Here is a 14051-nt window from a genome sequence, read left to right as displayed (position 1 = left end):
TCTGGAAGGCAACACGGCGGACGTTCGGCGGTTCCGCTCAGAGCAGCCAGTTGCCGGTGTCGGTCACCCTGCCGGTCATGACGATGTCGAGGTCGGAGCGGCCGTCGCCGTTCACGTCGAGCCGCAAGGTCGACAGCCCGCCGGCGTAGCTCAGCACGGCCTGCCCGGCGACCCCCGTGAAGGCCGCGACGAGAGTGAAAGCCTGATCGCCGGCCCTCGTGGTGTCGGCGTCGATCTCGCTGAGGTTCAGGCGGTCCACGCCCTGCTCGAAGTCGGTGATCCGGTCAGTCCCGCCAAGGGCAGTGAAGCGGAACTCGTCGGCGCCGGCGCCGCCCGACAGCGTGTCGTCGCCACCCAGTCCGTTCAGCACGTCGTCGCCGCCGTTGCCGGTAAGCCGATTGCCGACGTGGTTGCCCACCAGGTAGTCGCGCTGCGAGCCGCCGACGGCGTCCTCGATCACCGTGTTGTAGGCGATGCCGACGTTCGCGAAGGACAGCGCCCGCACGCCGGTGACGCCGGTGAACGCGGCGATCTGGTTGGCCACGGTGTTGGAGATGCTGTTCAGGAAGTTGTCCAGGCCCGCCTGGGTCCATAGCGCGAAGTCGCCCTGGGCGGCGTCGGTCGCCGCGTTGAAGACCTGTGTCGCCGCGTTGGCCTCGGCGAGGGTCGGCCGGACCGCGATGGACGAATAGCTGCCGGGCCGCAGGTCGATGAAGACGCCGGCCTCGGCGCCCGACAGATCCAGAGTGTCATGGCCGCCGGCGTCGTAGATCGCCAAGTACGGTGTCTGGTTGGACGAGAAGTCGTAGATGTCGCGGCCGGCGTTCGCGTTGAAGCCGTAGGTCGTGTCGCCGACGCGGGTGGTCGGATCGGCGCCGTACTTCTGCTGGATCACATAGATGTCGTGCACCATCGGCGTCTGGGCGTTGCCCAGCAGACCGGTTTCGACGTCCACGGGCAAGGCTCCCGACTTCCGCGGATCGAAGTAGGACATGATCGAGAACTGCTCGGTGTCCTGGGCGTAGAACGCGTCGCCCTCGTAGGTGATCGGGTCCGGCAGCCCGTCGCCATCGTTGTCGTCGCCGAAATTGTACTCGCCCGGGTGGCTGAGCCCCAGGGAGTGGCCGATCTCATGCACCAGGGTGGTGAACCCGTAGCCGTTGTAGTTCAGCCAGTTGTTCGTCCAGTTCTCGGCCGGATCCGCGATCCAGACGTCGCCCTGGTACTTCGGGCCGCTGTTGGAACCGTAATAGGCCCAGGCCTGGGCGGGACCGGTCGAGGTGTTCGCCAGCGTGATGTCGGCGCCGGCGCCGTTCTTCTCGACGATCGAGGGCGCGATCAGGTCGTCCCACAACGCCATGGCGAGGCGGGCGGCCTCACGCTGCGCCTCGCTGAACGCCGTGAACCCCATGGGCTCCGGGAAATACTCTGCGTAGTTCGGATTGTGGTAGATGCCGATCGGGTGCTTCCCGTCGAAGAACGTGTAGGTGATGGTCTTCCCGCCGATGGCGGCGCCGCCATCGAGCTGGCCGATCACCTGCTCCAGCGTGAAGATGGGCTTGCCGGCCCAGGTCGCCTGGCCGGCGAGGTCGTCCAGCCGGATCGGCAGGATGTCGGCGCCCACCGTCGGCGCGGCGAGCGCGAGTTCGCTGATCGAGAGTCGTTCCATTCCCTATGAACCCTGTGGGCTTGAGTGCTCCGGGCGCCGGAGGCGCCGAGCGGTCCCTCCGACACGCGCGGATGGGCTCTCGCCCCCGCTCTGCCGTTGAGCTCACACCCTTAGGTAGAACCCGCGCAACCCGTATTGCTACGGGACTGGATAGTTTTCACTGATAACCAATCAGTTGAACGTCGACGATTTACTGCAGTCTGGATACAGTAAAGCTTGTTCACGCGCGCTTTTTCGCCGGCGCCTTCTTTGCGGCAGGCTTCTTTGCGCTCGAAGCGGGCTTGGGAGCAGCAGGCTTCTTGCTTGAAGACGCGCGCGAGCCGCCGCGGGGCGCCGGCTTCCGACGCGCGCCACCGCCTTCGCCCAGGCTGCGCTTGAGGGCTTCCATGAGATCGATGACCTCGGCTTCCTTGGGCTGTTCCTGGGCGGTGACGGTGTGGCCCTTTTCCTTTTCCTTGATCAGGGCTCGCAGCGCGTCCTCGTAACGGTCGTTGAACTGGCTGGGGTCGAAGGCGCCCTCCTGCTGCTCGATGATCCGCGACGCGATATCGACCATCTGGACGTTGACCTTGGCGTCGGGGATGCGGTCGAAGATCTCCTGGGCGTCGCGCACCTCGCGCTTCGACCTGAGCGTATAGGCGAGAATTCCCTTGTCCCGCGGCTCCAGCGCCATCAGCCGCTCGCGCTGGTGCATGACGAGGCGACCGAGGGCCACCTTGTCGGCCTTCTCCATCGCTTCGCGGATCACAGTGAAGGCCTCCACCGCCATGTCGCCGTCCGGCACCAGGAAATACGGATCGTTGAAGTACAGCCGGTCGATGTCCTCGTGGTCGACGAAACGCTCGATATCCAGGGTGCGCGTCGTCTCGAGGCGAACGTTCTGGATCTCCTCGGGGGTGACCACGACGTAGCGGCCCTTCTCGATCTCGAAGCCCTTGACGATCTCGGATCGGTCGACCGGCCCCGTTTCGGGATCGGTGGGGATCATCTTGATCCGGTTCATCGTCTCCTTGTGGAGCATGTTGAAGTGCACCTCGCCCTGGCGGGACGTGGCCGTGTAGAGCGCCACGGGGCAGCTCACGAGGGACAGGCGCAGATAGCCCTGCCAGGTCGGACGGGTCGCCATTGAGGTCTCCGGATCAGAGTCCGGAAACGTCACCGCGGCGAATCAGTTCGCGAGTCGGATCAGGCGCTTAGACCGGCCTCACTTCAGTCCGAGCGGCGGGAGGGCCACGGCCTGGACCGCGTCGAGGCGCGTCTTGCGGAAGCCGGTGCGCACGCCGCTCTCGGCGCCGAACTCCATGAGTTGGTCCGATGCGCCATACGCCGGCCATGGCTCGGCCCCGCACTTGGGTGCGCCGGCCTTGGCGAAGCTGACCCAGCAGGCGTGCATCAGGGTGGCCAAGGCCTTGTCCTCGTCGCTGACGAGGCTCATCGGCGTGCGGCGGCCCCAGTACTCCCAGACGTACGGGATCTCGGCGGCGTGCGCCGCGGTGGTCACGGCCGGCCGCAGGCGCGTCGCCACATAACTGAAATGGTAGAGCCAAGCCGGTTGGCCCGACGCGGCCTGGCTCGCCACCCAGCGCGCGGGGCCGCCGAAGACGCGGTCAGTGAACAGCGCCCGCGCCAGCCGCTCGTCGCCCTCCGCCGCCTCGTCGCGATAGACCCCGCGGGCGATCGGCGGGATCTGCGACAGCTGCGCGGCAGGCAACGGCCCCGGGCCCATCAGGCTGTCCTCGCCCGAGTTCCAGCCGATGATCAGCGGCACGTCGGCGAAGGTCCCGCGCGCCAGCGCCTGGGTCGCCGTCTCGGTCATGATCTTGCCGTCGGTGAACGGCGCGAATTGGGCGTTGACGGCCACCAGCCGGTCGAACGGCAGGGCGCGCAGCTCCTCGGCGGTCGCGGCCGTGATACCGGCCTTGGCCAGGGCCTCGGCGCCGGCCTTTTCCTGGTCCGCCAGCGTCTTGGGTTCGAACCAGCCAAGCCCCGACTGCACGATCGCCTTGTGATAGAGCCCCCTGGCCTGCGGCGTCGCGAGGAGGGCGAGCGTACTCATGCCTCCGGCGCTCTCGCCGAAGACGGTGACGTTCTTCGGATCGCCGCCGAACCTGGCGATGTTCCGTTGCACCCACTGCAGCGCGGCGATCTGGTCCATCAGGCCATAGTTGCCGACCGGCTGCGAGCCCGCCGCGGCAGTCAGAGCCGGATGGGCGAAATAGCCGAGCGCGCCAAGGCGGTAGTTGATGCTGACTACGACCACCCCGTCGCGCGCGAAGTTGGAACCGTCGTAGATCCAGCCGGTGCCCGTGCGGTGTGAGCCGCCATGGATCCAGACCATCACCGGCGCGCCCTTCGCCCGCTTCGGCGCGAACACGTTGAGCTGCAGGCAGTCCTCGGAGACCGGTCCATTGGCGCCCCCGCCATTGGGCGTGCCGTCGGCGTTCATGGGCTGGGGACACGAAGGCCCGGGCTTCACGGAGTCGCGGTCCCCCGTCCACGTCGACGCCGGGGCCGGCGGCGCCCAGCGCAAGGAACCCACCGGCGCGGCGGCGAACGGGATGTTCCGGAAGACGTTGGCGCGGTCGTTCGCCTCGCCGACGAGGACGCCGGTTTCGACGGTCACGCGCGGCCACTCGGCGGCCTCCGGGCTTTGCGCTTGAGCGCTCGCGGCCAGCATCGCCGCCGCCAGGCCGATCAGAGCTCTGCGCATGACCCGCAATCCTTCATGACGAAGATTTAACCCGTCTAGATGGCGCCGCTGCAACCGTTCAACACAAAGTCGCCGCTAAGCTTCACCACGAACCACGATGAACCATCGTTCGGGGGAACGACACTTGTCCTTTTCGCATACGCGCCAGACGGCGCGGTCATCCCTGCTCGCCGGCGCGGCGGGCCTGCTGATGGCCTCGGGCGCGGCGGCGCAGACACCGGAACCCAAAGCGCCGCCGGCCAAGCCACCTGCGGGCAGACCGGCGACGGTAGAGGGGGTTGTCGTCCAGGGGCAGTCCAGCGGCATGCGCGTCGACATCGACCGCAAGAGCTACGGCGTCGCCAACGATCTCCAGGCGACCTCCGGCTCGATCAGCGACGCACTGCGCAACGTGCCGTCCGTGCAGGTGGACGTGCAGGGCAACGTCAGCCTGAGAGGCGACAGCAACGTCACCATCATGATCGACGGCAAGCCTTCGACCATGTTCCAGGGCGAAGGCCGCGCGGCTGCGCTGCAGGCGCTGCCCGCCGACCAGATCGAACGGGTGGAGGTGATCACCAACCCGTCCGCGGCGTTCAATCCTGAAGGGTCTGCCGGCGTCATCAACCTGGTGACCAAGCAGACCCGGAAGCTGGGCGCCTCCGGCTCGGTGCGCGCCAACGTCGGCTCGGACGAGCGCTGGAACGTCGGCGTTTCAGGCTCCCGCAGCGACGGAAAGCTCACGCTGTCTGGCGACCTCACCTATCGCCACGACACGCAGAAGGTGAAGATCGACGACGTGCGCCAGAGGCTGGACCCCGCTAGCGGCCAGTTCCTCGAAAGCCGCCAGTCGAGCCGGATCTCCAACCGCATCGACCTGATCCTGGCCCGGGGAGGCCTCGACTATGACCTGGATCCGAGATCGCGGATCAGCCTGAGCGCCATGATCCATTCCATCCGCCCAAGCTCCCTCGGCTACGACCATCTCGAATACGACGCCGCCGGCGGCGGACTGGCGCGGCTGGTGGATCGCGTCATCCCCATCGACCAGAGCCGCGACAATGCCGACCTGTCGGCGACCTGGCGGCGCAAGTTCGACGGCCAGGACCACGAGCTCGTGGTCAACGCCAGCCAGGAATTCGGCCGGGTGGAGCGGAATCGCGAGGCGCTGACTCTCTTCATCCTGCCTGCGTCGCCCGACACGATCGAGCTGGGCGAATACGACAACCGCACCCGCCAGACCGAGGTGAAGATCGACTACACCCGGCCGCTGCCCGCCGACGGCAAGCTGAAAGCGGGCTACGCCCTGCAGTATGACGACAACGTCTATGAGAACCTCGGCCGTCGCGGCCCCGCAGGCCAACCGAACCCGCCGGTCGCGCCGGCGCTGACCTACGAGTTCCAGTACGAGCAGGCGATCAACGCGGCGTACGTCACCTATCAGCAGCCGTTCGGCGACGTCACCGTGCTGGGCGGCCTGAGGTTCGAGGACACCCATCTGGACCTCGACCTGGTGGTCGGCGGGCCGCTCCGCGCGCGGCACGACTACAGCCGGGTCTATCCCAGCCTGCACCTGTCATACGCCCTGGCCGAGGGCCAGCAGTTGACCGCCAGCTACAGCATGCGGATCCAGCGGCCGACCGCCGATGACCTGAATCCGTTCCTGATCGAACTCGACCCCTTCAACTACCGACGCGGAAATCCCTTTCTCGAGCCCCAGGAGACGGACTCGTTTGAGCTGGGCTATCAGTACCGCAAGGCTGGCCGCACCCTGCTGGCGACGCTCTACTATCGCGAGAGCTCGAAGGGCATCAGCGACCTCGTCCGGGACGCAGGCGGCGGCGTCTTCGTCACCACCCGCGAGAACCTCAACGAAAGCCGGTCGGGCGGCTTGGAGCTGGTTGCCAACGGCCGGCTGACGCCCAAGCTGACCTACAATCTCAGCGGCAACGTCTACTGGAACGAGATCGACGCCTCGCAGCTCGGCTTTGCGGAGAAGCGCGACGGCTACACGCTGAGCGGCCGGGGCAACCTCAACTGGCAGGTCACTCCCAAGGACTTCGTCCAGATCAACGGCTTCATGAACGGTAAGCGGCTGACGGCCCAGGGCCATGTCAGCGGCTTCTCGATGCTTAACCTGGGCTACCGCCGCAAGGTCAACGACCAGCTCTCGTTCACTGTCACGGGCCAGGACGTGCTCGACACGTTCAAGGAGACGCAGACCCTCGACACGCCGACGTTGCAGGGAAAGACCCGTCGCCGGTTCAGCCAACGCGGGGTGTTCGTGGGCTTCACCTACACCTTCGGCCGCCAGCGTCGTCCCGATCCCGGGTTCGACTTCGGCGGCGGCCCGCCGCCCACGTGACCTGGCTTGACCGGCGTTCGGCGATCATGACTCAAAGGGACATGAGCTCGACCGCCGCCGATCCCGCCATCCTGCAGGCCGCCTGGCGGGAGGGCGGCCAGGCGCTCCGCGCCGGCCGGGCTGACGAGGCGTTGGCGCTGTTCTCCAGGATCATCGAAGGCGGGCAGCCGAACGCCGCCGTCTGGATCGGCGTCGCGATGGCGCACCGGGCGCTCGACAACCGGAGCGCCGAGCGCAGGGCGTTGGAGGCGGCTCTGAAGCTGGAGCCGCGCAACGCCCACGCGCTGCTGATGGCGGCCGACAGCTATGCGGCCTCGGGTGAGGCCAAGAGCGCCTCGGCCTACTACGACGCCGTGGTGAAGCTCGCCGGCATGGGTCGGATTGATCCCGGCCTGCAGGGCGAGGTGGCCCGCGCGCGCGAGATGCATGCGCGCTACAGCCAAGTGTACGAGGCGCATCTCCGGAGTGCGCTGGCCCGTCACGGCATTGACCGGCCCGAGGCGCGGCGGGCCCGCAAGGCGCTGGACCTGCTGCTGGGCAAGACGCAGCTTTATCTGCAGCAGCCGATGTATTTCTACTACCCCGAGCTTCCGAACATCGAGTGGGCGGAGCGGGCGGACTTTCCTTGGATGGACGACGTCGAGGCCGCCACCGACGACATCCGGGACGAACTGCTGAAAGTCCTGGAGGAAGAGACCGCCTTCGAGCCCTACGTGGAGGCTGTCGAGGGCCGGCCGACGTTCGACAACCTGGGCCTGCTGGGCAATCCGGCGTGGAGCGCCTTCTATCTCTGGAAGGACGGCGCTGTCGTCGAGGAGAATGCCGCCCGCTGTCCGAAGACCATGGCGGCCCTGGCCGACGTGCCGCTGTGCAAGATCCCCGGCCGGACGCCGTCGGTGCTGTTCTCGCTGCTCCGGCCCGGGGCGCACATTCCGCCGCACCACGGCTTCATGAACAGCCGCTACATCTGCCACCTGCCGCTGATCGTGCCGCCCGACTGCGCCATGCGCGTGGGATCCGAGACCCGTCCGTGGACGGTGGGCGAGGCCTGCATCTTCGACGACAGCATCGAGCATGAGGCCTGGAACCGGAACCCCGAACACCTGCGGGTGGTGATGATCTTCGACGTCTGGCGGCCGGAGCTTTCGACGGTGGAGCGCGAGCTCATCAGCGCCACGCTGCAGGCGGTGGACGCCTATGGCGAGGCGCCGCCGACGGGGGATTGAGCGTGGGCGTCAGTGGAAGTCGCGGCTGCGGATCAGGCGGCCGCTGACCTTGGAGCGGGCGACGATCGGCGCCTCGTCGTCGCGCAGCTCGGACAGGCGGTGGGACAGGTCGATGAAGCGCTCGGCCACCACATGGACCACGCCGCTTTCGCTCTGCACCTGGCCCTCCACCACCAGGAAGGACGAGCCCATCACGGTGCGGCGGTTCTCTTCGAACGCCTTGCTCCAGACCACGATGTTGGCGATGCCGGTCTCGTCCTCCAGCGTCAGGAAGACCACGCCCTTGGCGGTGCCGGGGCGCTGGCGCACCAGGACCAGGCCGCCCACGGCGAGCTTCCGGCGGTCGCGGGCGTTCTTCAGGCTCTCGCAGCGCACGGCGCCCATCCGCGTGAGATCCTCGCGGAAGAAGCTCATGGGGTGGGCCTTCAACGACAGGCTGGTGGTCCGGTAGTCCTCGGCCACGTGCTGCGGCTGGCTCATGAAGGGCAGCTCGACCTGCGCCTCCTTCAGCTTCTGCCGACGCAGCAGCGGGGCGGGCGCGGAGCTCGCAAAGTCGTCGGTCAGGCCCTTCACCGCCCAGAGCGCCTCGCGCCGCGACAGGCCCAGGCTGTGGAAGGCGTCGGCTTCCGACAGCAGCTCCAGGGCGCGGCGGGTGACGCCCGGCCAGCGGGCGAAGGCCTGGATGCCGGCCGCGCCGGCCGCACGCGCCTCGACGAGGGCGGTCACCTCGCCCTCCTTCAGGCCCTTGATCTGGCGTAGGCCCAGACGGACGGGTCGGATCCTCTGGTGGTTGTCGTCGGGCTCCAGCGTGCAATCCCAGTCGCTGGCCATCACGTCGGGGGGCCGCACCTCCACGCCGTGTTCGCGGGCGTCCCGCACCAGCTGGGCGGGCTGGTAGAAGCCCATGGGCTGGCTGTTCAGCAGCGAGACCAGGAAGACGTCCGGGTGGTGGCATTTCACCCAGGCCGACGCATAGACCAGCAGGGCGAAGCTGATCGCGTGGCTCTCGGGGAAGCCGTAGGAGCCGAAGCCCTCGATCTGCTTGAAGCACCGATGGGCGAAGTCCGGGTCATACCCGCGCCGGATCATGCCCTCGACGAACTTCACGCCGTGCTCGCCGATGGTGCCCACGTTGCGGAACGTGGCCATCGACTTTCGGAGTCGGTCGGCCTCGGTTTCCGAGAACTTGGCCGCCGTGATCGCCACGTTCATGGCCTGCTCCTGAAAGAGCGGCACGCCCATCGTCTTGCCGAGGATCTTGTGCAGTTCGTCGGCAGGCCCGTGGTCGGGGGATGGACTGGGCAGATTGCTCGGCTCCCGGCCTTCCCGACGGCGCAGATAGGGATGGACCATGTCGCCCTGGATAGGCCCGGGCCGGACGATCGCCACCTCGATGACCAGGTCGTAGAACTTGTTCGGCTTCATCCGCGGCAGCATCGACATCTGCGCGCGGCTCTCGACCTGGAAGACGCCCACGGAATCCGCCCGCGTCAGCATCTCGTAGACCGCCGGGTCCTCCTGCTTGATGTCGGCGATGTCGGCCAGGCCCAGGAGATCGAGGCTCTTGCGCAGGGCGGTCAGCATGCCGAGCGCCAGGATGTCGACCTTCATCAGGCCGATGGCGTCGATGTCGTCCTTGTCCCACTCGATGAAGGTGCGGTCCTTCATCGCTGCGTTGCCGATCGGGACGGTCTCGTCGAGGCGGCGCTTGGTGAGCACATAGCCGCCGACGTGCTGCGACAGGTGGCGCGGGAAACCCAGCAACACCTGGGCGAGAGTGGTCGCCTGCCGGATTTCGGGCGCGTCCGGATCGATGCCGCACTGGCGAATGTGCTCGTCGGGAACGCCGTCGCCGTAACTGCCCCAGACGGTGCTGGCGAGGGCTGCGGTGACATCCTCGGTCAGGCCTAGCGCCTTGCCGACCTGGCGGATCGCCATGCGGGGCCGGTAGTGGATCACCGTCGCCACGATTGCCGCCCGGTCGCGGGTGTAGCGCCGGTAGATGTACTGCATCACCTCCTCGCGGCGGGAATGTTCGAAGTCCACGTCGATGTCGGGCGGCTCGTTGCGGTTCTCGGAGATGAACCGCGAGAACAGCAGGTCCTGATCGTCCTTGGTTGGATCGACGGCGGTGACGCCCAGGCAGAAGCAGACGCAGGAATTGGCCGCCGACCCCCGCCCCTGGCAGAGGATGTTCTGGCTCCGGGCCCAGGCCACGATGTCATGTACGGTCAGGAAGTAGTTCGCGTAGTCGAGCTTCTCGATGAGAGCCAATTCCTTCTCGAGGGTCGCGCGCTCGGTTTCGCCCATGCCCTTGGAGAAGCGCCATGCCGCGCCGGCCCAGGTGAGGTCGCGAAGATGCTCGATGGCGGTCTTGCCCGGCGGCACAGGCTCGTCCGGATACTCGTATCGCAGCTCGCCGAGATCGAAGCCGATACGCTCGGCGATCTCGACGCTGCGCTCGACCGCGCCCGGAAACTTGGCGAACAGCCGCGCCATCTCCTCCGCGGGCTTCAGGTGCCGCTCGGCGTTAGCCTGGAGGCGGAGCCCCGCCTCCTGGATGGTGCAGCTCTCGCGGATACAGGTCAGCACGTCCTGCAGCGGGCGGCGTTCCGGCCCGTGGTAGAGGACGTCGTTGGTGGCCACGATCGGGATGGCGGCGGCCTCGCCGAGCCCAGCCAGGCACGACAGGCGATGCAGGTCGCGGGCGCCGTAGCGCCTAGCCGCGGCCAGCCACACGTCGGGCAATTCCCCGCGCAGCCGGCGAAGATCGCCCTCGAACGCCTGATCGAGGCGCTCCGGCGGGACCACCAGGACGAGCTGGCCCTCGGCATGGGCGAGGAAGTCTTCCCAGTGCAGCTCGCACTGGCCCTTCTCCGAGCGGCGCTGGCCGGCGGTTAGCAGCCGGGTGAGGCGGCCGTAGGCTTCCCGGTCCGAGGGATAGACCAGCAGGCTGGGCGTCCCATCGGCGAAGTCGAGGCGGCAGCCCGTCAGGGCACGGATTTTCGAGCCGCCTTCGCGCAGGTCCTTCACCTGCCGCCAGGCCCGCACCACGCCGGCCAGGCTGTTGCGATCGCAGATGCCGACCGCCTCCAGCCCCAGCGCGTCGGCGCCGGCGACCAGCTCCCAGGGATGCGAGGCGCCGCGCAGGAAGGAGAAGTTGGTGGCGGCCTGAAGCTCGGCGTAGCGGGTCATCCGAACAGCCCGTGCAGCCACCACTTGGGCGGGGCCTCAGGATCGCCGTAGAGGCCGGCGCGGAACAGCCAGAAGCGGCCGCCGTCCTGGTCCTCGACGCGATAGTAGTCCCGGACATGGGCGATGGAGACGTCGCCGATATCGCGCGACCACCATTCCTCGCCGATGCGCTCCGGGCCCTCGGCGCGGCGGACCTGATGCATCCGCCCCCGCCAGCGGAACTGCTTCGGCGGCTCGTCGGGGGTGACGGCGAACACCTGCTCCAGCGGTTCGGGGCGGCGGAAGAGCCGCAAGGGGCGCGGGGCCTCGGGGTCCCAGGGCGTGGCGTCGCGCTTGGCCTTCTCCAGCACGGGCGCCCGGCGGACCGCCTGTTCGGGCACGTGGCTCTCGACGGGCGCGGCGCGCCAGACGCGGTCGTGGCCCAGGCGGTTGGCCAGCCGGTCGACGAGCGGGATCAGGCCGTCTTCGGGCGCGGGCGCCAGGCTGCCCAGCGCATTGCCCTGCCGGCCCGAGACCGGCTCGACCTCATACGCCCAGGCCAGGACCGCATCGACGCCGAAGCCCGGATCGACGGTCTCGACCTTGGGCGCGAAAAGCTTGGCAAGGCGCGCCGCGTCCCGCCCGGGGACCGCCAGCCCCACCTCGATGGGCAGCACCTTGCCGTCCAAGCGGCAGAAGCCGACCTCGAAACGGCGGGCGCCCTGGCCATGGGTTTCGAGCTTCGTACACAGCCGCGCGCAGACATCCGCCGTGACGCGGGCCATGTCCTCAGGCGCGCTGATCGGCTCGAAGAAGGCCAGGCGCGCGACCCAGGGCGTCGGCGGCCGGCGGAAGACCAGCGCCTCGCCCCAGCGCCCCAGCGCCTGGTCGAGCCGCATCAGGGTGTGGGCTCCGAACCGGCGGCCGAGCGGCGCGCGGGGGATCTCCATCAGCTGGGCCACACGCCGGAACCCCAGACGCTGGAGCTGGGCGACGGCGTCGGGGTCGAGCCGAAGCGCGGCAGGGGGCAGCGGGGCGAGAAGGGCGGCCTGCCCTCCCGGTGGCGCGATCGTCCCGTCCTTGCCGAAATGGGAGATGGCCCAGGCCGCGCCGGGCGTGTCGGCGATCGCCAGACGGAAGGGCAGGCCGTTGGCCTTCAGCCGCGTCCGCAGGTCGGCCATCAGCTCGGCCTCGCCGCCCCACAGGTGCGAGACGCCGGTGATGTCGAGGAACAGGCCGTCGGTCCCGTCGGCCGCAACGGCGGGCGAGAAGCGGACGCACCAGTCCACCAGCTCGCTCAGCGCGCGGGCGTCGGCCTCGGGCTCGGCCTCGGCGGTGACGAGATCGGGGACCAGGGCCTTGGCGTCCGTCGCCTTCTGACCAACGGACAGGCCCTGAGCCTTTCCCGCCGCATTGACGGCGTGCAGCCGGCGAACGGCGGCCACTGTCTCGATGAGGGCGAACGGCGCGTCCGGGTCGCCCTTAGGCGGCGCGGCGGGTTCGGGGTGTCGCCGGCGCCAGTTCGCGATCGCCCACAGGGGCGACCAGGCGCAGAGGATGCGCGACATCGCCTGCCTCCCATGAATAGGCCTTCTCGGCCTCCAGGATCCACGCGCCCGTCCGCCCGCCCCGGCAGCGCTCCAGCACGACCTGGAAGCGGGGATCGCCTAGGTAGAGGTTCTCAGCCGGCTGGGACGGCGCGGACGCGATCCGCCAGCGGGTCGCCGCCGCCGATCCCGTGGCGTCCTGGCGTGCGCCGCCGCCATACGGCCTGCGGCGCAGCACGAAGCCCGTGGCGCCCCGACGTTCGCAGGCGAGCTGCAGCCGCCGGCCAGCCGTCAGGTCCACATCCTCGACCTCAGCGATGACGCAGCTGACGCCCACGGTCGCCAGCGCATCCTCCGTGACCGAAAGCGCGTCGGCGTCGTCCTTCGCGCAGACGCAGATCAGGCGGTCGGCGGGGAAGCCCAGGCCGATCAGGCCCGGCGCCCAAAGATCGTCGCGCCGCATGACCCAGACGGCTTCGCCGCGCCGGGCGAGCGGGGCTGCGGCGAGCGCGGTGAAGGCCGCCGGCGCGGCGCCGGTTTCCACTTCCATCCCCACACCCGTGATCTCGTGCCAGCGGCCCAGCGGCAGGCCGCCGCCCGGCAGACAGACGTCGATCTCAGGCGCGCCGAACGGCAGGCAACCCACGTCCGGCCGGCCGCTGCTCTCCAGCGCGGCGATCTTCGCCTGCAGCGCAGCGAGCTGCTTGCCGCGAAAATCGGACATGGGATTGGGACTCCTTTCGTTCCAGTTTCGTTCTCATAACAAGCCGGAGGGAGTCAAGGTTGCGGACGCCGCACCCGCATCATGCTCCACAAGCAACCAAATCGGCGCGAGCGTGTCGGGAAGCGGTGTTATCGTTCGTCCTGCGGTCGGGAGGACTTCGAGACATGACCGAGCCTGTTCAGTTGCTGATCGGCACCCGCAAGGGCGCCTGGATCCTGAGGAGCGACGACAGCCGCGCGAGCTGGCGCACCACAGGTCCCCTGTTCCTGGGCCAGATCGTCAACCACTTCGTGGCCGATCCGCGCGACCCGCAGACCCTGCTGGTCGCGGCTTCTACAGGCCACCTGGGCCCCACCATCCTGCGTTCCACCGACGGCGGCGAGACCTGGACCGAGGCCAAGAGCCCGCCGGCCTTCCCGAAGGGCGAGCCGCACGGCCGCTCGGTGAACCACACCTTCTGGCTGGAGCCCGGCCATGCCGAAGAGCCCGGCGTCTGGTGGGCGGCCACCTCGCCGCCGGCGCTGTTCCGCTCGGACGACGGGGGCGATACCTGGGAAGGGGTGAAGGGCCTGAACGAGCACCCGAATATCCTGGACTGGCTGCCGCCCGACGGCGGCACGCCGGACGGCGCCATCGTCGCCGGAATCGCCATCGACC

At 68.7% G+C, this 14051-nt stretch carries 8 protein-coding genes; 2 read left to right on the top strand and 6 right to left on the bottom strand.

The genetic code is table 11. From position 1 onward, the window contains the following. Nucleotides 1-37: 37 nt before the first annotated feature. The 3 genes from LRS10_RS08580 to LRS10_RS08570 all read right to left on the bottom strand — a co-directional run bounded on the left by LRS10_RS08580 (nucleotide 38) and on the right by LRS10_RS08570 (nucleotide 4379). Nucleotides 38-1669 (bottom strand): M10 family metallopeptidase C-terminal domain-containing protein, encoded by a 1632-nt coding sequence (locus LRS10_RS08580; protein ID WP_257836876.1) that lies wholly within the window; start codon nucleotides 1667-1669, stop codon nucleotides 38-40. 220 nt (nucleotides 1670-1889) lie between these two features. Next, complete coding sequence (locus LRS10_RS08575; protein ID WP_257836875.1) at nucleotides 1890-2795, bottom strand: Ku protein; 906 nt, start codon at nucleotides 2793-2795, stop codon at nucleotides 1890-1892. A 78-nt stretch (nucleotides 2796-2873) separates the two neighbouring features. Further along, on the bottom strand, nucleotides 2874-4379 hold the full coding sequence (locus LRS10_RS08570) for a carboxylesterase/lipase family protein (protein ID WP_257836874.1): 1506 nt from the start codon (nucleotides 4377-4379) through the stop codon (nucleotides 2874-2876). 124 nt (nucleotides 4380-4503) lie between these two features. Here LRS10_RS08570 and LRS10_RS08565 point away from each other — a divergent pair, with 124 nt between their 5' ends. Together LRS10_RS08565 and LRS10_RS08560 are read left to right on the top strand one after the other, a co-directional pair. Beyond that, on the top strand, nucleotides 4504-6723 hold the full coding sequence (locus LRS10_RS08565) for a TonB-dependent receptor domain-containing protein (RefSeq protein ID WP_257836873.1): 2220 nt from the start codon (nucleotides 4504-4506) through the stop codon (nucleotides 6721-6723). Nucleotides 6724-6764: 41 nt separating this feature from the next. Then, complete coding sequence (locus LRS10_RS08560) at nucleotides 6765-7949, top strand: aspartyl/asparaginyl beta-hydroxylase domain-containing protein (protein ID WP_257836872.1); 1185 nt, start codon at nucleotides 6765-6767, stop codon at nucleotides 7947-7949. A gap of 9 nt (nucleotides 7950-7958) precedes the next feature. Here LRS10_RS08560 and LRS10_RS08555 read toward each other — a convergent pair whose 3' ends face one another. From LRS10_RS08555 to LRS10_RS08545, 3 genes are read right to left on the bottom strand one after another with little or no spacing between them, the layout of a single operon-like run. Next, nucleotides 7959-11144, bottom strand: coding sequence for an error-prone DNA polymerase (locus tag LRS10_RS08555; protein WP_257836871.1), 3186 nt, complete (start codon nucleotides 11142-11144; stop codon nucleotides 7959-7961). Then, nucleotides 11141-12691, bottom strand: a complete 1551-nt coding sequence (locus tag LRS10_RS08550; protein WP_257836870.1) for a DNA polymerase Y family protein — start codon at nucleotides 12689-12691, stop codon at nucleotides 11141-11143. Before LRS10_RS08550 ends, LRS10_RS08555 begins: the two co-directional genes overlap by 4 nt. Then, nucleotides 12606-13394, bottom strand: a complete 789-nt coding sequence (locus LRS10_RS08545; protein ID WP_257836869.1) for an ImuA family protein — start codon at nucleotides 13392-13394, stop codon at nucleotides 12606-12608. Before LRS10_RS08545 ends, LRS10_RS08550 begins: the two co-directional genes overlap by 86 nt. Between the last annotated feature and the right edge of the window lie 657 nt (nucleotides 13395-14051).

Origin of the sequence: Phenylobacterium sp. J426 (assembly GCF_024699945.1) — a bacterium.
In the GTDB taxonomy this organism is placed as follows: domain Bacteria; phylum Pseudomonadota; class Alphaproteobacteria; order Caulobacterales; family Caulobacteraceae; genus Phenylobacterium.
The sequence above is the reverse complement of the archived record's forward strand: the minus strand, read 5'-3'. Positions and strand labels throughout refer to the sequence as shown.

Bases quoted from the DNA above. Each gene is read 5' to 3' on its own strand.
- LRS10_RS08545 (WP_257836869.1), bottom strand. From the start codon at position 13,394: ATGTCCGATTTTCGCGGCAAGCAGCTCGCTGCGCTGCAGGCGAAGATC.
- LRS10_RS08575 (WP_257836875.1), bottom strand. From the start codon at position 2,795: ATGGCGACCCGTCCGACCTGGCAGGGCTATCTGCGCCTGTCCCTCGTG.
- LRS10_RS08580 (WP_257836876.1), bottom strand. From the start codon at position 1,669: ATGGAACGACTCTCGATCAGCGAACTCGCGCTCGCCGCGCCGACGGTG.
- LRS10_RS08560 (WP_257836872.1), top strand. From the start codon at position 6,765: ATGAGCTCGACCGCCGCCGATCCCGCCATCCTGCAGGCCGCCTGGCGG.
- LRS10_RS08570 (WP_257836874.1), bottom strand. From the start codon at position 4,379: ATGCGCAGAGCTCTGATCGGCCTGGCGGCGGCGATGCTGGCCGCGAGC.
- LRS10_RS08555 (WP_257836871.1), bottom strand. From the start codon at position 11,144: ATGACCCGCTACGCCGAGCTTCAGGCCGCCACCAACTTCTCCTTCCTG.
- LRS10_RS08550 (WP_257836870.1), bottom strand. From the start codon at position 12,691: ATGTCGCGCATCCTCTGCGCCTGGTCGCCCCTGTGGGCGATCGCGAAC.